The sequence below is a fragment of the Aliiroseovarius sp. S2029 genome (assembly GCF_023195575.1).
Classification (GTDB): Bacteria; Pseudomonadota; Alphaproteobacteria; order Rhodobacterales; family Rhodobacteraceae; genus Aliiroseovarius; species Aliiroseovarius zhejiangensis.
The window spans coordinates 312,772-331,776 of the sequence record NZ_JALPQE010000005.1 but is presented as its reverse complement, the minus strand read 5'-3'; the positions used below and the strand labels follow the sequence as shown (position 1 = coordinate 331,776).

The window sequence follows — 19,005 nt, the reverse complement described above, 5'->3', positions numbered from 1 at the left end:
TCAATCCTTCTGAATGGGGCGTGTGCCGGTGATGGTCAGCCCATAGGCGTCCAGCCCCACATAGCGGGTATCGGGGCTGTCGGTCAAAAGCACCATATCGTGCAGGCCAAGCGCGGACAGGATCTGCGAGCCCAGCCCGATCTGGCGCACGGTGCGGGGCCCATCATCATCGTCGTTGGCGTGCAGCGTCTTGCGCGGTTCACGGAACAGGCAGACCACTCCCCTGCCCTCATCCGCGATGATCTGCATGGCGCGGGGCAATTCGTCGGCCGGGCGTGGGCCAAGACCCAGCACGTCCTGCGCTTCTTGCAGCGCATGGGTGCGCACCAGAACCGGCTCAGACGTGGTGATGTCGCCCTTTATCAGGACGACATGTTCGATCTCGTGGGTGAGGTCTGTGAATATCCGCATCTCCCAATCACCACCATATTGCGAGGTGACGTTTTCGCGCGAGGTTTCACGGACAAGATTGTCGTGGCGACGGCGATAGGCGATCAGGTCCGAAATTGTGCCGATCTTCAACCCGTGCTTTTTGGCGATCTCGACCAGTTCCGGCAACCGCGCCATGGTGCCGTCGTCGTTCATGATCTCGCAAATCACGCCCGCAGGCGTGCGTCCAGCCAGTCGCGAGATATCGACGGCGGCCTCGGTATGCCCTGCCCGCACCAGCACGCCGCCATTGCGGGCGCGCAGAGGGAAGACGTGGCCGGGGGTGGCGATGTCCGCGGGGCCGTTCTCTGGGTCGATGGCAACCGCCACGGTCAGGGCGCGATCCGCGGCGGAAATCCCTGTGCTGACGCCCTCGCGCGCCTCGATCGAGGTGGTGAACGCGGTTTCATGGCGCGAGGAGTTGTGCATCGACATCATCGGCAGGCCCAGCGCCTCGATCCGCGCGGCCTCCATCGGCAGGCAGATCAGCCCGCGCCCGTGGGTGGCCATGAAGTTGATCGCCTCGGCGGTGCAGGCATCGGCGGGAATGACGAAATCGCCTTCATTCTCGCGGTCTTCGTGATCGACGAGGATATACATCCGTCCCGCGCGGGCTTCCTCGATGATGTCCTCGGCCGAGGCGATGGTATCGGACAGGCTGGCCTCGACCGGGCCGGGTGTTTCATATGTGCTGCGATCAGGCATGGCGCATTCCCCTCAGGTTCGCGCCCGTGACTAGCGCAGGCGGGATGCGTTTGCCAGTGCAAAGGCGGCGCCGGGCGGTGCTAACGCGCCGTAATCCGGGTCTGCTGCGCCTCGCCGGTGATCTTGAACGTGTAGGGACGTTTTTCGAAATACTTGCGCCAGGTCTTCTCTTCCAGATCGGACAGGGTGACACCCAAAGCTGCACGCAAGGTGGGGCTGACGCGGCCAATCAGAAGCCCGTCTTTCTGTTTGCGCATTTCGGCCAGGATTTTCTGATCCATGTCCTTCGGATTGGTGTCGAGCGTCAGCCAACTGGAGCACGATTTGCGATAATTCACCGGCGCCTTCCCTTCGCCCATCCCGGCGACCACATGACCGCGTTCGCGCAGGAACGTCGCAAGGTGTGAGAAATCACCGTCCGAGCTGACCAGGACGATGGTCCGCACCTTTGCCTCAAAGCTCAACTCGGCAGCATCCAGCGCCAGCGCGATGTCGGCAGCGTTCTTGCCCAGCCCGGTATGCACCAGCTTGATCCCCGGCGCTTCGTCCCAGCCGCGAATGCGCGCGGCGTTGCCATAGACACGCTTGACCAGCAATTCACCAAACTTGCCCGCCTCGACAATGATCTTCCCTGCCAGCGCGCTGGAGATGTTTTCGCCATCAATCAGCAATGCGACCCTGTCGTCATCGGCAGGCGACCCTAAACCGTTATTGTACATACGCAATCCCTCTTTGCCTCACCATTGAAGCTAAGCATTGCTGTCCACAGATCAACCTTGGGTGTTAAAACTGCCAAAGCGCCGGCACGAACTCGAACGCCTCGCCCACGCGGCGCACATGGCCCACACCGGGGAAGGGGAAGTGATAGCCCAGCATCGCGATCCGGTCGGATGCCGCCATGTCCAGAATATTGCGGCGGCTGGCAACGGTCATTTCGCCATCCGTATCAGTGTCGTTGAACCAGTCAGGATGGGCAAAGTTGGTATAGGCATGGGTGAGCGCGTCACCGGTGGCGATCAGTTGTTGCCCGCCGCTGTCGATCATAACCGACAAATGGCCCGGCGTGTGGCCGGGACTGTCCAGCAGGGTCACACCCGGCACGACCTCGGCCCCGCCGCCCACCAGCGTCCATTCCACACCTTCCGCGTTGATCGCATTGACCGCGCCGACCACGAATTGCTGCCGTTCGGCGCTGACCTGATCGACCAGACCGTCTTGCAGCCAATAGGTGCGCTCGGTCTCGCCGATGATGTATTCGGCGTCGGGGATAATGGGCTCGTCGAAGTCGTCGCGAATGCCCCAGATGTGATCTGGGTGCGCGTGGGTGATCACAACATGGGTGATGCCCATTGGGTCGATTCCCGCAGCCTCAAGGTTGCCCATCAGACGCCCGGTCGTGTCCAGCCAACGTGTCCCCGACCCCACGTCGATCAGAACCCGTGCCTCTCCGATCTCGATATAGAGGTGGTTGGTGTGGGAATAGCCGCGCTCAGGATCAAGGTAGTGATCTTTCAGAAACGCAATCTTTTCTTCCTCGGGCGCGTTCACCGCAAGCCCGCTGCCGGGCAGCGAGAAATAGCCATCCGACACCACGGTCAGCCGCGCCTCGCCAAGTGTGAAGCTGAAATGCGCCGGGTTGCCAGCGGTGGGCGCGCCCAGCATAGCACGCGCGGTGGCGGGCATGGCGAAGGCGGGGGCGATGGCGGCCAAGCGCAGAAGGTCACGGCGGGTCGGGCGGATCAGGGTCATGGGTGGCTCCGTCTTGGATCAGGCATTTTGCCGATCATATGCCCGCAACCGAATATGTCAAAGGGAACCAACCGGGGTGCTCACCCGTATTCTGCCAGCCGCGCCACATAGCGTGCCAGCGTGTCAATTTCCAGGTTGACGCGGTCGCCCACTTTCGCGTGCCCCCAGTTCGTCACCTCTTTCGTGTGCGAGATCAGGTTGACGCCGAACACGTCGCCCTCCACCTCGTTCACGGTCAGCGACGTGCCGTTCAGTGCAACAGACCCCTTGGGAGCGATGAACCGCGCCAGATCAGCGGGCGCGCGGAACTGCACGCGCGTGCTGTCGCCCTCATCCGTCATCGCGATGATTTCAGCCACGCCATCCACATGACCCGACACGATATGCCCGCCCAGCTCGTCGCCGACCTTCAACGCCCGTTCAAGGTTGACCTTGTGGCCGACCCTCCACGCGCCAAGATTGGTCTTTGACACGGTTTCCGCCGAGATATCAACGTCATACCAATCATCACCCAACGCCACCACGGTCAGGCACACCCCATCGGACGCGATCGAAGCGCCGATGTCGATGCTGCCCGTGTCATAGCCCGTCTTGATCCGCGCGTGCATGTCGCCCGACTGGCTCAGCGCCTCAATCCGGCCGATATCCGTGATGATCCCGGTGAACATGCTGGTTTCCTCCCGCTGATGTGGTGCCTCAGCCCTAGCGCGCGACAAAGGTATTGCCAAGATGTGACGACGCCTGACTGCCCAATCCGGTACAGCTTCAGGCCACACTTTTGCCCAAAGGCGAGGGTAACAGAATGGAAAGGCTCCCCTTTCCATAGTGAACGGACCGGGGCAAAAAGGACGAAGGGTCGCATCGCCCCCAACGCGGCGACGGCAAAAGACGGACAGGCAGACGATGATCACCGGCCAAGAACGACATTTCCTGTTTCTACAGGGCCCGCACGGCCCGTTCTTCTGGCAATTGGGACGAATGTTGCGGACAGCAGGTGCCAAGGTCTGGCGCGTAGGCTTCAACATGGGCGATCAGGTGTTCTGGCGGGATCGGTCGACATATATCCCGTTCACCGCCCCGCAACAGGACTGGCCCGACCGGTTTTCACATCTGCTGGATGACCACGCCATCTCCGATATCGTGCTATACGGCGACACCCGCCCAATCCACGCACACGCGGTCAGGATTGCCAAAGCGCGCGGGTTGCGCATCCACGTCTTCGAAGAAGGCTATCTGCGCCCCTATTGGGTGACCTATGAACGCGATGGGTCGAACGGCAACTCACGTCTGATGCAAACCAGCGTCGCACAGATGCGTGATACCCTTGCCCATGCCCAACCTGATATCCCCGAGGCACCCGCCCATTGGGGCGACATGCATCACCATGTTTTCTATGGTGCCCTGTATCATTGGTTCGTGATGTTCACCAACCGCCGTTACCCCCACTTCCGGCCCCACCGAGCGGTGAGTGTGGGACACGAGTTGAACCTCTATCTGAAGCGGCTTCTGTTGATGCCGTTTCTCGCCGCTGACCGCATTGCCGCGACCATGCGGATCAAGTATGGCGGCTTCCCCTATCATCTGGCGCTGCTTCAGCTTGAGCATGACTCGAGCTTTCAAAATCACAGCCCTTTCAATACGATGACTGAGTTTCTTGAGGTGGTGATCAAAGGGTTCGCCACCGGTGCGCCGCGCCATCACCATCTTGTTTTCAAAGCCCACCCGCTGGAGGACGGGCGCGTGCCGCAGCGTCGCGAAATCCGGCGGCTGGCGCAAACCTTTGGCGTCGCTGACCGGGTGCATTATGTGCGCGGTGGCAAGCTGGCCCGGCTTCTGGATCACGCCCGATCCGCGATGACCGTGAACTCCACCGCTGCCCAGCAGGTCCTGTGGCGCGGGTTGCCGCTAAGAGTGTTCGGCACGGCGGTCTTTGACAAACCCGAATTTACCTCGACCCAGTCGGTCGAAGAGTTTTTTACCCTGCCAACCCGCCCCGATAGCCGTGCCTATCGCGACTATCGCCACTATCTGCTGGAAACAAGCCAGGTCACCGGCAGCTTCTACGCAGCACGGGGGCGACGGCAGCTTTTGCGGCAAGTGGTGGACATGATGCTGGCCGCAGATGACCCCTATCAGGCGCTGGAGCGTGGGACAGCGGCACCAAGGCAACAGTTGCGGGTTGTAAAATAGCGCGACACGGGTGAAACGCTGGATAAAACACGCGCGCCCGACTAGGGTCGCGCCAAATCCCTATCGGCCAACGCCCAGAAGGAGCACGCAGAGTGTCAGTCACCGGAAAGAAATGGGTCCGCGCCGCGGCCCTTTGTGCATTGGTTCTGTCCGTTGGCGCATGTGGATTGCCGCGCAGCGGCCCGAACAAATCCGAACTGCTTGCCAAGACCGATCAGCCGCTGAATGACTCCATTGTCGTTCTGGTCAACGATCACGTGAACCGGGCCACCGCCGTCACTCCGCCGCTGGGGTTCAGCAAGGCCTTTGCCAATGCCCCGCTTGTCGGGTCAGACACCATTCAGCCAGGTGACACGCTGGGCATCTCAATCTGGGAAAATGTCGATACCGGCATCCTGACCACCGCCGGCGCCCCTGCCTCGCTGGAAGAGGTGCAAGTGGATGGGTCGGGCTTTATCTTCATTCCCTATGCAGGCCGTATCAAGGCCGCAGGCAATTCGCCCGAGGCGATCCGCCGGATCATCACCCGCAAACTGGCCGAACAGACCCCGGATCCGCAGGTGCTGGTGCGGCGTCTGGCCGGTGACGGGTCCACCGTCACGATCACCGGCGCGGTCGGCGGTCAGGGCGTCTATCCCATCGAGCGGCCAACACGGACGCTGAACGCCATGCTGGCGCGCGCCGGTGGCATCGCCATTTCGCCCGAGATTGCCAAGATCCGGGTCAACCGTGGCAACCAGACCGGCGAAGTCTGGTTCCAGGACCTGTTTGAACATCCCGAAACCAACATCGCCCTGCGCGGCGGCGACCGCATTCTGGTCGAGGAGGACACAAGGTCCTATACCGCCATCGGCGCCACCGGCGGCCAAAGCCGTGTCCGGTTCGAGACGCAAAACCTGTCGGCGATGGAGGCTCTGGCGCAGGTTGGTGGCCTGTCGGGGTCGTCCGCCGACCCCAAGGGGATCTTCATCCTGCGCGATGAAACCGCCGAGATTGCCAATAAGGTTCTTGGCCGGTCCGACATTCGCGGATCGCAGCGCATGGTCTATGTGCTGAACCTGACCGAGCCGAATGGCATGTTCAAGGCGCGTGATTTCGTGATCCGCGATGGCGACACAATCTATGTGACCGAAGCGCCTTATGTCCAGTGGACCAAGCTTTTGTCCGCTCTGACCGGGTCGCTGGCCACGGCCGGGTCGATTTCGTCGCTGAACCAATCGTTGTCCGACAGTTGAACCAGAGGGCATGATGGCCCGATCTTCAGACCACCAGGAAGCCGCCGGGGATCATCCTTCCCGGCGGCTTTATGTTTACAATGGCGGCTTCCTGACCCAACCGCGCATCCGCCGCATTCTGGCGCTGGCAGGGTGGGAGGTGCGGCTGGGTCTGCCGGGCGATGGCGACTGTGTCGGCACCTGGGGCAAAAGCCCCACCGCCCCGCGCGGCGAAGCGGTGGCCGCCCGCCGTGACACCCCGCTGATCCGGGTCGAAGATGCGTTTCTGCGTTCGGTCCTGACGGGGCGTTCGGGCGAGGCGCCATTGGGCCTTCTGATCGACGACATGGGCGTGCATTTCGACAGCGCGCAGCCCTCGCGGCTGGAACATATCCTGGCCTCGGACCCGCTGGACCACAGCGACACCCTGCGCCGGGCGCGCGACGCGATGGACCGGATTCAGCAAGCGCATCTGTCGAAATACAACGCCTTCGATCCCGCCCTTCCCGTACCGGACGCGCCCTATGTGCTGGTGATCGACCAGACGCGCGGAGATGCCTCGATCGCCCATGCGGGCGCGTCTGCAAACACGTTTCGCGAAATATTGGTTGCCGCCCGGCTGAACCACCCGGACGCGCGTATCTTTATCAAAACCCACCCGGAGACCTCGTTAGGCCATCGCCCCGGCCATTACGGACCCGAAGATGAAAACGATCAGGTCCGACTGATCACCGCCCCGGTCAGCCCCTGGGCGCTGCTGGAAGGTGCGCAAGCGGTTTATACCGTCAGCTCCGGCATGGGGTTTGAGGCTATTCTGGCGGGCCACAAGCCGCATGTGTTCGGCCAGCCTTTCTATGCCGGCTGGGGGCTGACAGTCGATGACCGCCCGGTGGACCGACGCAGACGCACCCTGACACGCACACAGCTTTTCATGGGGGCGATGATCCTCTACCCCACCTGGTACGACCCCTATCGCGATGAGCTGTGCGAGATCGAAACCGTCCTGGACACGCTGGAAGCCCGCGCCCGCGCCTGGCGCGAGGATCACCGCGGTTATGTCGCCAGCGGAATGCGCCTATGGAAACGTCGCCCTTTGACGCGGTTCTTTGCAGATGGCCCGGCAATGATCTTCGACGACACCGCCGCCCGCGCGGCCAAAGGGGCAGACGATGTGGACCGTCAATTGATGGTCTGGGCCGGGAAGGAACAGCCGGAACACCAAGCCCACCCCCCCCTTCTGCGGATCGAGGACGGGTTTCTGCGCTCGCGCGGGCTGGGGGCCGAGTTGGTACCGCCAATGTCACTGGTGCGCGATGATCTGGGCATTTATTATGACCCCACCCGAGAAAGCCGGCTGGAACGCCTGATCGCCGCCTCACCCACCCTGCCCGACCACGCCCGCGAACGGGCCGAGCGGTTGATTGCGCGGCTGACGGCGACCGGGCTTGGCAAATACAACCTCGACCGCCCCCTGCCCGATGGGCTGGACCTTCTGCCCAAGGGGCGGCGTATTCTGGTGCCGGGACAGGTCGAAGATGACGCCTCGATCCGGCTGGGCACGGATGCCGTCGCCACAAATCTGGCGCTGCTGGAACGAACCCGTGCCGAAAACCCCGACGCGGTGATCATCTATAAGCCCCACCCGGATGTGGAAGCCGGGCTGCGTGCGGGTGCTGTTCCGCCCGACCAGGCCCGCGCGCTTGCCGATCTGGTGGCAGACAAAGCCGACCCTATCGGCCTGATCGACGCGGTGGACGAGGTGTGGACCATGACCTCAACATTAGGGTTCGAGGCGCTCATCCGCGGTCGCCGCGTCACCTGCTTTGGCGCGCCCTTCTATGCCGGTTGGGGGCTGACGCGCGATCTGGGAAACATCCCCGACCGCCGCACAGCGCGGCCTGACCTGATCGCGCTGACCCATGCGGTGTTGATTGACTACCCGCGCTACCATGATCCGGTGACCGGCACCGCCTGCCCGGTCGAGGTTGTGGTGGAGCGGCTCGCCAATGGTGTCGCGCCGAAGGTGGCACCCGCCACGCGCATCCTGTCGAAATTGCAGGGGCTGTTTGCCAGCTACGCCTATCTTTGGCGTTGACGCCAGCGATGCAGGATATCGCCGCCAATAACCCGCGCCTCGACCAGATCGAAACGCGGCGCCTCGGCCAACCGTCCCAGTCCCATGGCGGCGAGGGACGGTCGCCCCTCGGCTCCCAGTGCCACGCCGGCGGTATAGCCCACAAGCTCGTCCACCAGCCCCGCCACCAGAAGCGAAGCCGCAAGACCGCCGCCCCCTTCGCAATAGACGCGGGTCAGGCCACGACCGCCCAAGGCGTGCAACACCGCCGCCGGGTCCAGCGCGCCTTGCATATCGTCCACCGCAATCATCTCGGCCCCGACGCCTGCCCAGGCCGACACAAGTTCAGGCGCGGCGCGGTGGCCGTGACAAATCCAGACCGGGATATCGCGCGCGGTGCGGGCCAATTGACTGTCAAGCGGCAGGTCCAGATGGCGCGACAGGATCACGCGGATCGGTTGATGATCGACACCTAACCCGCGCACGCTCAGCGAAGGGTCATCGGCCCGCGCGGTACCTGCCCCGATCATCACCGCATCATGGGTGGCGCGCATCGCGTGAACATGACGGCGCGCCTCGGCCCCGGTGATCCATTGGCTGTCGCCCGAGGCTGTGGCAATTCGCCCGTCGAATGAGCTGGCCAGTTTCAGTGTGACCATCGGTCGGTCGCGCGTGACCCGCGACAGAAAGCCCGCCAGATCGGCGCGCGCCTCGTCGGCGCACAGGCCGGTGTCAACAACAATCCCGGCAGCGTGCAGCATGGCAATGCCGCCCCCATCCACGCGCGGGTCCGGGTCGCCCAGCGCGACCACCACACGCGCGATGCCTGCCTCGATCAGCGCAGCGGCACAGGGTGGCGTCTGCCCGTGATGGGCACAAGGCTCCAATGTAACGAAAGCAGTCGCGCCGCGAGCCGCCGCCCCCGCCTGCGCCAGCGCCACGACTTCCGCATGAGGGCGTCCGCCCGCTTGGGTCCAGCCCCGCCCAACAATCCGCCCATCCCGCACGATCACACAGCCCACCGCCGGGTTTGGCGCACATCGCCCAAGCCCCCGCCGCCCAAGCGACAGGGCCAGACGCATGAAGCGTGTATCAGATTGGGTCACTCGTCCTCTGGTGCCACGTCCGGACGCAGCTCGCTGACGAATTTGTCGAAATCATCCGCCGCCTGGAAGTTCTTGTAAACACTGGCAAAACGCACATAGGCGACAGTGTCGATCCGGGCCAGACTCTCCATCACGATCTCGCCGATCGTCTTCGATGGAATATCCGTCTCGCCCATGCTTTCCAACCGCCGTACGATGCCCGAGATCATCTGGTCGATGCGTTCGGGCTCCACCGGGCGCTTCTGCATCGAAATGCGGATCGAACGCTCCAGCTTCTCGCGGTCGAAATCCTCGCGCCGCCCATTGGATTTCACCACGACAAGATCGCGCAACTGCACCCGTTCATAGGTGGTGAACCGCCCGCCACAGGCCGGGCAAAACCGACGCCTGCGAATGGCAACGTGGTCTTCGGCCGGGCGGCTGTCTTTTACCTGAGTATCAATATTTCCGCAAAACGGGCAGCGCATCGGCCTTCCTCTTCTCTCAATCACCTCGGTTATTTGGGTCTTTCGCCCAGTTATCCACAGGCACTATAGGGCAGCCTCTAGGTCTTGTGTAGTGGGAAATAGACGCCCCAAGATGCGCGATACCCCACTGTCACGGGGAAAGATTGCTTTCCCTTCCCCTGCACGATGGGCGTAGACTTGCACACTCTGCCAGCCAACCAACCAAAAGGGAGACACAACATGACCATCGCTCGTGTAACTGAATTGTCCGCCACCTCGCCCAAAAGCTTTGACGACGCCGTGGAACAAGGGGTGAAACGCGCCGCAGACACCCTGCGCAACGTCGTCAGCGCCTGGGTCAAGGAACAGTCCGTGAAGGTCGAGAATGGGAAGGTTGCCCATTATCAGGTCAACCTGATGGTGACATTCGTCCTGGACGACTAAGCGTCAAATGACATTCAACGGTCGCAGCGCCCCGCGGCAAAACACGGGGCGCTGAAACTGGCTTGTGTAACGGCAGGCTATTCCTGGATGGATTGCAAGTAATAAACCAAGCTCAGGATGCGGCCATGCGCGATCTCTTCGGGGCTGAGGCCGGGATGGATGGCCCGCGGCATGGCTTCTGCCGTGAAGATCGGGCCCCAGACCGGCATATTGCTGTCACCATGGCCCTGAATCTCCCGCTTGCCGCTGATCGCATCATAGACACGTTCCAACGGAAATACGCCATCGTTGTCCTTGGTGAGCGTCGTCAGATTGCGCGGTCGCTTGGCGAACAATTCGCCGACAGGGCCACCACCGCCACCCATCTCTCCGTGACAAACAGCGCAGCTCGTCATGAATACCGTTTTTCAAAAATCGGCATCCTGAGCAAGCGCCACTCCCCCGCCGGCCAAATTGGCCGTAAGGAATGCCAAGCTGCACATCAGTGTTTGAATGCTTTTCGTCATGTTAAATCCTCCCAACATGTTTCTGTCAGGGGGCAATTGCTTTGGAGGCCTATCACCCCCCGGCCAACTCATCCCTGAGTGGCCAGTTCGATGATAGAACATTCTCGCGCAGACCGATTGAGGTGGATCAATCGCCTAGAAGATGCGCCGCCACGTGCCGGGTGTGCGGCGCGTTCCGGTGTTCAAAAAGGTATATCCCCTGCCATGTACCCAGCACCATCCGCCCGCCCTGCACCGGGATGGACAGGCTGACCGGCAGTAGGGCGGCCTTGATATGGGCGGGCATGTCATCGGGGCCTTCATACGTATGGGTCAGATAGGACATGGACGGGTCAGAGGTGGGCGGGACCAACCGGTGCAGGAAGTTCCGCAGGTCGGTCCGAACCTCGGGATCCGCGTTTTCCTGGATCAGCAGCGAACAGGAGGTGTGGCGCACGAACAGCGTCAGTAGCCCGTCACCCGCCCCCTGATCGGACAGCCACCCGGCCACATCGGCGGTGAAGTCATAAAGGCCGGGGCCTTGCGTTCGGATCGTGAAGCCATGTCCCATGGCGGTGATAAAAGGTCACCCGACCGATCCGCGCAAGACCCTCGCGTTCGTTTTTCCGGCACGTCAAGGCAATTGAAGTCAGGTCAGCTAGGGCCGGCACCCTTTCTGCCTTTGGTCGCGTGAGTGGCTTGCCTTGATGTGCCGGAAAACACGGGGACACCCTAGAGCGGGATCAGGGCGGGGCGTCGTGAGACATGCCCATCCTGCCGCCGGGTCTCCAATTTCATGAGCGCCCTCAGCCGCCCGGACCTAACATCCGGTCGCCCATCGCGCTGTGCCAGTTCTTCCTGAAAGTTCGTGATTGGCCCCTTCAGGCCGGTTGCGTATGTCTGCGCGCCCACCGTCTTACGCATCATAATCCCCAGTCTTAATAAGTATCGTGTCAAACAAAGCGATCGTCCAATGTGTTCACATTATCGCCACATTTCCGCCCCAATTCAAAGAAAACAGATTCATCGCTCTTGAAAACACGCAAAAACAAACTGTTTCCAGGTCGGAATTCAGTCTCTAAGAGAGCGGAGTTCAGGAAATTCGTGAATAAATAGACGCCCGCCCACCTGTTCATCATTACGGGCCGGGGTAACTGACCGAGATTCGTTTACCCGTGGATCAGTCGAAAATCCGCTCGCCCATCTGGTCAATATAGATCCGGGCCTTGCGCAGGCTTTCAGATGTCGCCGCCTCTTGCGATCCCAACACATCCGCCCGGATCATCATGCGCGATTTCAGTTCCCCGTCGATCTGTTTCTCGATCCGTGCCCCAATGCGATAACCGCCCGTATCCTTGGCCGGTTCGGGATAGATGGCAAAACCGTCATGCATGACCGGATCGGGTCGAGCCGTCGCCGACCCGGCCTGTGCCGATGCGGATCCACCGCCGAAAAGTTTTGAAAGAAGGGACATGAGTGATCCTTTCTGCCGAGGGCGTGTGAACGACGAAAAACGCCCCCTTCCGGGGGCGCTTACAGTTATTGATCCAGGAACGACCGCAGCTTGCGTGACCGGCTGGGGTGCTTCAGCTTCCTCAGCGCCTTGGCTTCGATCTGACGGATCCGTTCGCGGGTCACGCTGAACTGTTGGCCGACCTCTTCCAAGGTATGATCGGTGTTCATCCCGATGCCAAACCGCATCCGCAACACACGCTCTTCGCGCGGGGTCAGCGATGCCAGAACGCGGGTGGTGGTTTCCTTCAGGTTTTCCTGAATGGCCGAGTCCAGCGGCAGCACAGCATTCTTGTCCTCGATGAAATCGCCCAGTTGCGAGTCCTCTTCGTCACCAATCGGTGTCTCAAGGCTGATCGGTTCCTTGGCGATCTTCATCACCTTGCGGACCTTCTCAAGCGGCATTTGCAGCTTTTCGGCCAGCTCTTCGGGCGTCGGTTCGCGGCCGATTTCGTGCAGCATCTGACGACCCGTCCGCACCAGTTTGTTGATCGTTTCGATCATGTGCACCGGAATACGGATCGTGCGGGCCTGATCCGCGATCGAACGTGTGATCGCCTGCCGGATCCACCAGGTCGCATAGGTCGAGAATTTGTAGCCGCGGCGGTATTCGAACTTGTCCACGGCCTTCATCAGACCGATATTGCCTTCTTGAATAAGATCAAGGAATTGCAGCCCGCGGTTGGTGTATTTCTTGGCGATCGAGATCACCAGACGCAGGTTCGCCTCGACCATTTCCTTCTTGGCCTGACGCGCTTCCTTCTCGCCTTTCTGCACCTGCTGCACGATGCGGCGGAATTCAGGAATGTCGACGCCGACATACTGACCGACCTGCGCCATGTCACCGCGCAACTGTTCGACCTTGTCCGAAGAACGCTCGATGAACCCCTGCCAGGCACGACCCGACTGGTTCGCCATATCTTCGAGCCAGGTGGGGTCCAGTTCGCGCCCACGATAGGCGTCGATGAACTCGCGACGGTTGATCCGGGCCTGATCGGCCAGCTTCACCATCGCCGAGTCGATTGACATGATGCGGCGGTTGATGCCGTAAAGCTGATCAACCAGAGCCTCGATCCGGTTGTTGTGCAGGTGAAGCTCGTTCACCAAAAGCACGATTTCCGAGCGCAGCTTCTGATATTCAACCTCGGCCTTCTTCGAGAAACTGTCATCCTCGTTCAGGGTCGCGGACATTCGCAGATCCTGCATCTCGGACAGCTTGTTGTAGTCGCGCGCAATCAGTTCCAGCGTTTCCAGAACGCGGGGTTTCAGCGCAGCCTCCATTGCCGCAAGCGACATGTTGGCGGCTTCGTCCTCGTCGTCGTCATCGTCATCGTCGGACGCGATCGGATTGCCGTCTGCGTCCAATTCGGGGCCGGTGTCCTTTTTCTCTTTCTCACCGGAAGCGGCAACGCCGTCGACACCGGGGGCGCTGGCGACGCTTTCGCTCTCGTCGTCGTCCTCCATCGCGTTGCCAAAGGTGGCGTCCAGGTCGATGACATCCCGCAGAAGGATGTCTTCGCTCAGAAGTTCATCGCGCCAGATGGTGATGGCCTGAAAGGTCAGCGGGCTTTCGCACAGACCCGCAATCATCGTGTTGCGCCCGGCCTCGATCCGCTTGGCAATCGCGATCTCGCCTTCACGGCTCAGCAACTCGACCGACCCCATTTCGCGCAGATACATGCGCACGGGGTCGTCGGTGCGATCCAGTTTCTCGGTCTCGGCGGTAGCGACGGTGACTTCGCGGGCACCTGCCTGCGTCACCAGTTCGGTCGAGCCCTTCTCTTCCTCTTCCGCCTCTTCATCTTCGATGATGTTGATGCCCATTTCCGAGAGCAGCGACATCACGTCTTCGATCTGCTCCGAACTTACCTGATCGGGGGGCAGAACCTGGTTCAGCTGATCATAGGTGATATAGCCTTTTTCCCGCGCGTCGGCGATCATCTTCTTGATCGCTTTTTGACTGACGTCGCCCATCCCTTCGTCGTCCTGGTCGTCGTCCTTGCGGTCGTTGGCGGTGTCCTTGGCGGCCATGGGCCCTCCTTGCACTTGGCTTGGCGGATATGGGGCATCGGGCGTCTGCCTGTGTGATGCCCCACCTCATAGGTGATTCGCGTTGGCCGAATCATCACCTCGAATCAGTGATTCGCCAACCCGTCTATCGCGTATTCTTTGCGTGATCATCCGGAAAAGACCAGAGATCACGGCACTGTTGCTATTTCCCCTTGGTCTTGGTGGGGTCGATCTGCGCCAACAGCTTGTCCAGCGCATCGCGTTCATCGCGGTTCAGAAGCGTCCCGTTATCGGCAACGTCATAGGTGGCCTTGTCCTCGGTCTGGCTGCGAAGCGCCTTGTTGCGCGCTTCCGCCGCCTGCCCCAAGCGCCATGTCACGCCCTCGTCCGGCAGCGTGTCCATGTCCTGTGCGGCATCCGCAATCTCGCGTCTCAGCCCGCGCGCCGCTTCGAGTTTCATGAGCTCTTCGTTCAGGCTGGCCTGCACGATTTCGTCATCATCGGGGTGTCGCAGGGCGGGCGTGATTCGCACATGGTTCAGCGCATAGAGCTTTTCAAGGGCCGTCGCCCCAATTCGTTCGACAATGGTGCGCTCCAACACCTCGGCGCCTTCATGGGCGTGGCGCAGTAGCACTCGTTGAAGCGCGCCGTGATCCGGGCCGATCATATCCAGACGCTCCATCCGGCTTTCGACCTGTTCCAGCATGTCGGGCCGGCGGATAAGGATGGCCAGGATCACCGCCTCGCGCAGCACCTCTTGCGCCTGATCGTCGGCGGTCGCCAGAAGCGATGTCTTGGTCGATTGCAGCACCGGTGGCGTTGGCGCCCAACCACGCCCCTGCCCCTTTTTCCAAGGGCCGGGGGTCCACGATGCGCGCCCAGCGCCCTGCGCTTTGGGCCGCGACCGGAACAGCTCCCACCGCTTGTCCTTGATGGCCTGCCCGTAATGCGACCGGATCGAAGGATCCTTGATACGCGCAATGACCGCGCGCAGATCCTTGTCCAGCGCCGCTTTGCGTTCGGGGCTGTCAAAGACCTTGCCTTCGGTTTCGCGCCGCCACAGCAGATCGACCATCGGGATCGCTGCGTCGATCAACGCCTGCATGGCCTCGGCCCCGCTTTCCTTCAACAGATCATCCGGGTCCTTCCCTTCGGGCATCAGGGCAAAGCGCAGGCTCTGACCCGCCTCAAGCAAGGGCAGCGCCGTGTCGATCACCCGCATCGCGGCCTTCAGCCCGGCGTTGTCACCATCCAGCGCGATGATTGGCTCGGGCGCAATCCGCCACAAAAGGCGCAACTGATCTTCGGTGATCGCCGTGCCAAGGGGGGCGACGGTCGCGCCGAACCCCGCTTCGGACAGCGCGATCACGTCCATATAGCCTTCGGCCACGATCAGCGGTTGCCCCTTGCCCGCCGCTTCCCGCGCGGGTCCATGGTTATAGAGGCTGCGCCCCTTGTCGAACAGCGCGGTCTCGGGCGAGTTCAGGTATTTCGCGCTTTCCTCGGGGTCCATCGCGCGACCGCCAAAGGCAATCGCCCGCCCACGCGCGTCGCGAATGGGGAACAGGATGCGATTTCGGAATGTATCATAGGGCTTGCCACCCTTCTGGCTGGGCTTGGCAAGTCCGGCGGCAAGGATCAGGTCATCCTCGACCCCCTTGCCCTTCAGATGATCCCACAACCCCTGCCACGCATCCTGTGCGAAACCGATTTCCCAACGCTCCAAAGCCGCATCATTCAGTCCGCGACGGGCCAGATACTCACGCGCCGCCACCCCAGCCCCGGTTTTCAGAATCAAGCGGAAATGGCTGACCGCCATCTCCATCACCTCGACCAGTTGCGTGCGTCGGTCGGCTTTTTCCTGCGCTTTCGGGTCGCGCGCGGGCATTTGCATCCCGGCTTCGCCCGCCAGGATCTCGACCGCTTCCATGAAGCCGACATTCTCGGTCTCGCGCACAAAGGAAATCGCGTCGCCTTTTTGGTGGCACCCGAAGCAATAATAATAGCCCTTGCGGTCATCCACATGAAAAGACGCGGTTTTTTCCTGATGGAACGGGCATGGCGCCCACATGTCACCCTTGGCCTGATTGGATTTGCGTTGGTCCCACATCACCTTGCGCCCGACGACCTGTGACAGGCTCAGACGGTTGCGCAAATCATCAAGGAAACCGGGTGGCAGGGACATGAGCTATATATTGGCGCGACGGGCGTCAGAGTCCAGTGGCGTTGATGCCTTACGCCCCAACCGCGCCGCGCACCATGTCCCAATAGATATCCGCCACCGCATCGCGCGACAGCCGCCCGCCCTCGCGATACCACGTATTCACGCCGGTCAGCATGGCAATCAGGGCCATCGTGGTCAGGCGGATATCGGGGGCGGTGATCACGCCCTCGGCCTGACCGGCGCGCAGGATCGCCTCAAGCTCGCCTTCATAACGGCGGCGCAGGGCTTCGATGGCAGCGAAGTTTTCGTCCGACAGGTTGCGCAGCTCCATATAGGCGATGAACACGGCGTCGGGGCGTTCAAGGTGGAAGCGAATGTGAAACCGCGCGAAGGCTTCCAGATGGGCCAGCGCGCCGTCCCCTTTGGGCTCCACTTCCCACGCCGCCAGAAGGTCATCCATATGCGCCTGCATCAGATCATAGAGCAGGCTTTGCTTGTCCTTCGTGTAAAGATAAAGCGCGCCCGCCTGCACGCCGACCTCGGCCGCGATCTGGCGCATTGAGACGGCCGCGAACCCATGCTGTGCAAACAAGGCCAGCGCCGCTTCGCGCACCTTGGGGCCGGTGATGTCGCTGTGTGATCCGGTTTTACGTGCCATGGCCCCTTGATAACTGAACGCTTGTTCAAATCAAACCTATTCCCTCTTCAGCGATCTTGCGACACCCGAGCCACGCAGATAAGGTCATGCCAGCCCGTGCGGCACCTTACAGGAGACGCAGATGACCCCGCGCACCTTCATCCTTGCGGCATTTTTGCCCGGCACCGTCGCCGCCTGTGCCAGTGCGCCGGATTTTCCTGCGGGCGACGCGGCCAACGCGCCTTTCCCCAAGATCGTGCCGATCAGCGAGATACAGGCACAGGTCGTCGTGCCACCCGGGGACGAAGGCATTGCCGAATTGGCTGCACGCGCCGCCGACCTGCGTGCGCGGGCTGACGCGCTGCGCGGCACCTCGGTGGTTGATGAGGCGACCGAAGAACAGATGCAGGATGCGCTGTCCTCGTCCTGAACCGACACACCCCTTTCAGAAATTTCCCCGTTCCCACACCCTGCGGATTGCACCCTTCGCGGCCATTGGCTACACGTCGCTGAACCAAATGACAGCCGACGGAGAGCGACATGACCGACATCCCCCCCCTGCGCCTTGGGATTGCAGGTCTTGGCACCGTCGGCATCGGCGTGATCAAGATCATTCGCCGTCAGGCCGCTCTGCTGCAAGACCGCGCCGGACGCCCGGTCACGATCACCGCCGTATCCGCCCGCTCGCGCGACAAGGATCGCGGTGTTGATCTGTCGGATTACGCGTGGGAGAACGACCCGGTCGCGCTGGCACAGCGGGATGACATCGACGTGTTTGTCGAGTTGATGGGCGGCCATGACGGCCCTGCCAAAGACGCCTGCGAAGCCGCGATTGCCGCCGGCAAGGACATCGTCACCGCCAACAAGGCGCTGCTGGCCCATCACGGGCAGGCATTGGCGCTGGCCGCCGAAGACGCGGGCGTGCGCTTGCGGTACGAAGCCGCCGTTGCCGGTGGCATCCCGATTATCAAAGCCCTGACCGAAGGGCTGGCGGGCAACGAAATCACCCGCGTCATGGGCGTGATGAACGGCACCTGCAACTATATTCTGACCCAGATGCAGGCCACCGGGCGCGGCTATAACGCCCTGTTCGAGGAATGCGCCGAACTTGGCTATCTTGAGGCTGATCCCAACCTTGACGTGGGTGGCATTGACGCGGGCCACAAGCTGGCGATCCTGTCGTCAATCGCCTTTGGCACGCAGGTTAATTTCGATGCGGTCGAGTTGGAAGGCATCCAGCGCATCCAGTTGGAAGACATCGAACACGCCGCCGAAATGGGCTATCGGATCAAGCTTCTGGGCGTGGCGCAGATGACGGGGCGCGGGCTGGAACAACGCATGACGCCCTGCCTTGTGCCCGATGGCTCGCCGCTGGGGCAGTTGGAAGGTGGCACCAATATGGTCGTGGTCGAAGGCGACGCGATCGAACAAGTGGTGTTGCGCGGCCCGGGCGCGGGCGAAGGCCCAACCGCCAGTGCGGTGATGGGCGACGTGATGGACATTGCGCGCGGCTTGCGCATTCCGACCTTCGGGCAACCGGCAACCACGCTGCGCCCGGTGACGGGGGTGAAAGCGATGAAGCCTGCGCCCTTCTATCTGCGCATGGTGCTTTTGGACAAACCCGGCGCGCTGGCAAAGGTCGCGGCGGTGTTGGGGGATGCGGGCATCTCGATCGACCGGATGCGCCAGGTCAGCCATGACCAGAAGCTCGCCCCGGTGCTGATCGTCACCCATAAATGCACCCGCGACGCGCTGGACATGGCGCTGGCAGGGCTGACCAAGACCAAGGTGGTCGAAGGCGAACCGGTCGCCATTCGCATCGAAAACGTCTAAGCGCGCC

General features: G+C 61.8%; 19 protein-coding genes. 6 read left to right on the top strand and 13 right to left on the bottom strand.

The genetic code is table 11. The features are described from left to right. The 4 genes from ribB to MUY21_RS12560 form a co-directional block, all read right to left on the bottom strand. Window positions 1–1,134: a 3,4-dihydroxy-2-butanone-4-phosphate synthase gene (ribB, locus tag MUY21_RS12575; protein ID WP_248410689.1), complete on the bottom strand. Its 1,134-nt coding sequence runs from the start codon at window positions 1,132–1,134 to the stop codon at window positions 1–3. A gap of 80 nt (window positions 1,135–1,214) precedes the next feature. Continuing rightward, a complete protein-coding gene (locus MUY21_RS12570; RefSeq protein ID WP_248410688.1) occupies window positions 1,215–1,853 on the bottom strand; it encodes an NYN domain-containing protein in 639 nt (212 codons plus the stop codon). Window positions 1,854–1,917: 64 nt separating this feature from the next. Continuing rightward, complete coding sequence (locus tag MUY21_RS12565) at window positions 1,918–2,883, bottom strand: MBL fold metallo-hydrolase (RefSeq protein WP_248410687.1); 966 nt, start codon at window positions 2,881–2,883, stop codon at window positions 1,918–1,920. A gap of 80 nt (window positions 2,884–2,963) precedes the next feature. Continuing rightward, on the bottom strand, window positions 2,964–3,551 hold the full coding sequence (locus tag MUY21_RS12560) for a riboflavin synthase (RefSeq protein ID WP_248410686.1): 588 nt from the start codon (window positions 3,549–3,551) through the stop codon (window positions 2,964–2,966). A 235-nt stretch (window positions 3,552–3,786) separates the two neighbouring features. Here MUY21_RS12560 and MUY21_RS12555 point away from each other — a divergent pair, with 235 nt between their 5' ends. From MUY21_RS12555 to MUY21_RS12545, 3 genes are all read left to right on the top strand, one after another. Beyond that, window positions 3,787–5,073 carry a capsular biosynthesis protein gene (locus tag MUY21_RS12555; protein ID WP_248410685.1) on the top strand — a complete coding sequence of 429 codons (1,287 nt, stop codon included), beginning with the start codon at window positions 3,787–3,789 and terminating at the stop codon, window positions 5,071–5,073. Between the two features lie 92 nt (window positions 5,074–5,165). Then, window positions 5,166–6,308 (top strand): polysaccharide biosynthesis/export family protein, encoded by a 1,143-nt coding sequence (locus tag MUY21_RS12550; protein ID WP_191285616.1) that lies wholly within the window; start codon window positions 5,166–5,168, stop codon window positions 6,306–6,308. A gap of 13 nt (window positions 6,309–6,321) precedes the next feature. Beyond that, window positions 6,322–8,382, top strand: coding sequence for a capsular polysaccharide biosynthesis protein (locus tag MUY21_RS12545; protein WP_248410684.1), 2,061 nt, complete (start codon window positions 6,322–6,324; stop codon window positions 8,380–8,382). Here the strand turns inward: MUY21_RS12545 and ribD are convergent. Together ribD and nrdR are read right to left on the bottom strand one after the other, a co-directional pair. Continuing rightward, the gene (gene ribD, locus MUY21_RS12540; RefSeq protein WP_248410683.1) at window positions 8,367–9,467 is read right to left on the bottom strand and encodes a bifunctional diaminohydroxyphosphoribosylaminopyrimidine deaminase/5-amino-6-(5-phosphoribosylamino)uracil reductase RibD; all 1,101 of its coding nucleotides are present in this window, start codon (window positions 9,465–9,467) and stop codon (window positions 8,367–8,369) included. The two genes, MUY21_RS12545 and ribD, sit on opposite strands and share 16 nt — an antisense overlap. Continuing rightward, entirely contained in the window at window positions 9,464–9,934 is a 471-nt protein-coding gene (nrdR, locus tag MUY21_RS12535) for a transcriptional regulator NrdR (RefSeq protein ID WP_091429505.1), read from the bottom strand. The genes ribD and nrdR overlap by 4 nt, the downstream gene beginning before the upstream one ends. A gap of 219 nt (window positions 9,935–10,153) precedes the next feature. Between nrdR and MUY21_RS12530 the strand changes: the two genes are divergently transcribed. Beyond that, window positions 10,154–10,357 carry a dodecin family protein gene (locus MUY21_RS12530; protein WP_248410682.1) on the top strand — a complete coding sequence of 68 codons (204 nt, stop codon included), beginning with the start codon at window positions 10,154–10,156 and terminating at the stop codon, window positions 10,355–10,357. A gap of 77 nt (window positions 10,358–10,434) precedes the next feature. Here the strand turns inward: MUY21_RS12530 and MUY21_RS12525 are convergent, their stop codons facing one another. The 7 genes from MUY21_RS12525 to MUY21_RS12495 all read right to left on the bottom strand — a co-directional run bounded on the left by MUY21_RS12525 (window position 10,435) and on the right by MUY21_RS12495 (window position 17,186). Beyond that, on the bottom strand, window positions 10,435–10,752 hold the full coding sequence (locus MUY21_RS12525) for a cytochrome c (RefSeq protein WP_248410681.1): 318 nt from the start codon (window positions 10,750–10,752) through the stop codon (window positions 10,435–10,437). A gap of 238 nt (window positions 10,753–10,990) precedes the next feature. After that, window positions 10,991–11,413 carry a secondary thiamine-phosphate synthase enzyme YjbQ gene (locus MUY21_RS12520; RefSeq protein ID WP_248410680.1) on the bottom strand — a complete coding sequence of 141 codons (423 nt, stop codon included), beginning with the start codon at window positions 11,411–11,413 and terminating at the stop codon, window positions 10,991–10,993. 161 nt (window positions 11,414–11,574) lie between these two features. Next, window positions 11,575–11,766: a hypothetical protein gene (locus MUY21_RS12515; protein ID WP_248410679.1), complete on the bottom strand. Its 192-nt coding sequence runs from the start codon at window positions 11,764–11,766 to the stop codon at window positions 11,575–11,577. A 256-nt stretch (window positions 11,767–12,022) separates the two neighbouring features. Next, window positions 12,023–12,316 (bottom strand): HlyU family transcriptional regulator, encoded by a 294-nt coding sequence (locus MUY21_RS12510; RefSeq protein ID WP_248410678.1) that lies wholly within the window; start codon window positions 12,314–12,316, stop codon window positions 12,023–12,025. 65 nt (window positions 12,317–12,381) lie between these two features. Next, the gene (gene rpoD, locus MUY21_RS12505) at window positions 12,382–14,385 is read right to left on the bottom strand and encodes an RNA polymerase sigma factor RpoD (RefSeq protein ID WP_248410677.1); all 2,004 of its coding nucleotides are present in this window, start codon (window positions 14,383–14,385) and stop codon (window positions 12,382–12,384) included. A gap of 181 nt (window positions 14,386–14,566) precedes the next feature. Beyond that, entirely contained in the window at window positions 14,567–16,549 is a 1,983-nt protein-coding gene (gene dnaG, locus MUY21_RS12500) for a DNA primase (protein ID WP_248410676.1), read from the bottom strand. Between the two features lie 49 nt (window positions 16,550–16,598). Then, window positions 16,599–17,186, bottom strand: coding sequence for a TetR/AcrR family transcriptional regulator (locus MUY21_RS12495; RefSeq protein WP_191285607.1), 588 nt, complete (start codon window positions 17,184–17,186; stop codon window positions 16,599–16,601). A gap of 121 nt (window positions 17,187–17,307) precedes the next feature. On the opposite strand from MUY21_RS12495, the gene MUY21_RS12490 reads away from it, so the two are divergent. Both MUY21_RS12490 and MUY21_RS12485 read left to right on the top strand, forming a co-directional pair. Beyond that, window positions 17,308–17,595, top strand: coding sequence for a hypothetical protein (locus MUY21_RS12490; protein ID WP_248410675.1), 288 nt, complete (start codon window positions 17,308–17,310; stop codon window positions 17,593–17,595). A 110-nt stretch (window positions 17,596–17,705) separates the two neighbouring features. Further along, the gene (locus tag MUY21_RS12485; RefSeq protein ID WP_248410674.1) at window positions 17,706–18,998 is read left to right on the top strand and encodes a homoserine dehydrogenase; all 1,293 of its coding nucleotides are present in this window, start codon (window positions 17,706–17,708) and stop codon (window positions 18,996–18,998) included. Window positions 18,999–19,005: the final 7 nt, after the last annotated feature.

Excerpts from the sequence above, each read along its gene's own strand:
- MUY21_RS12530 (WP_248410682.1), top strand. The coding sequence starts at position 10,154 with ATGACCATCGCTCGTGTAACTGAATTGTCCGCCACCTCGCCCAAAAGC.
- MUY21_RS12520 (WP_248410680.1), bottom strand. The coding sequence starts at position 11,413 with ATGGGACATGGCTTCACGATCCGAACGCAAGGCCCCGGCCTTTATGAC.
- dnaG (WP_248410676.1), bottom strand. The coding sequence starts at position 16,549 with ATGTCCCTGCCACCCGGTTTCCTTGATGATTTGCGCAACCGTCTGAGC.
- MUY21_RS12515 (WP_248410679.1), bottom strand. The coding sequence starts at position 11,766 with ATGCGTAAGACGGTGGGCGCGCAGACATACGCAACCGGCCTGAAGGGG.
- MUY21_RS12525 (WP_248410681.1), bottom strand. The coding sequence starts at position 10,752 with ATGACGAGCTGCGCTGTTTGTCACGGAGAGATGGGTGGCGGTGGTGGC.
- MUY21_RS12485 (WP_248410674.1), top strand. The coding sequence starts at position 17,706 with ATGACCGACATCCCCCCCCTGCGCCTTGGGATTGCAGGTCTTGGCACC.
- rpoD (WP_248410677.1), bottom strand. The coding sequence starts at position 14,385 with ATGGCCGCCAAGGACACCGCCAACGACCGCAAGGACGACGACCAGGAC.
- MUY21_RS12510 (WP_248410678.1), bottom strand. The coding sequence starts at position 12,316 with ATGTCCCTTCTTTCAAAACTTTTCGGCGGTGGATCCGCATCGGCACAG.
- ribB (WP_248410689.1), bottom strand. The coding sequence starts at position 1,134 with ATGCCTGATCGCAGCACATATGAAACACCCGGCCCGGTCGAGGCCAGC.
- MUY21_RS12565 (WP_248410687.1), bottom strand. The coding sequence starts at position 2,883 with ATGACCCTGATCCGCCCGACCCGCCGTGACCTTCTGCGCTTGGCCGCC.
- MUY21_RS12545 (WP_248410684.1), top strand. The coding sequence starts at position 6,322 with ATGGCCCGATCTTCAGACCACCAGGAAGCCGCCGGGGATCATCCTTCC.
- nrdR (WP_091429505.1), bottom strand. The coding sequence starts at position 9,934 with ATGCGCTGCCCGTTTTGCGGAAATATTGATACTCAGGTAAAAGACAGC.
- MUY21_RS12495 (WP_191285607.1), bottom strand. The coding sequence starts at position 17,186 with ATGGCACGTAAAACCGGATCACACAGCGACATCACCGGCCCCAAGGTG.
- MUY21_RS12560 (WP_248410686.1), bottom strand. The coding sequence starts at position 3,551 with ATGTTCACCGGGATCATCACGGATATCGGCCGGATTGAGGCGCTGAGC.
- MUY21_RS12570 (WP_248410688.1), bottom strand. The coding sequence starts at position 1,853 with ATGTACAATAACGGTTTAGGGTCGCCTGCCGATGACGACAGGGTCGCA.
- MUY21_RS12490 (WP_248410675.1), top strand. The coding sequence starts at position 17,308 with ATGACCCCGCGCACCTTCATCCTTGCGGCATTTTTGCCCGGCACCGTC.
- MUY21_RS12555 (WP_248410685.1), top strand. The coding sequence starts at position 3,787 with ATGATCACCGGCCAAGAACGACATTTCCTGTTTCTACAGGGCCCGCAC.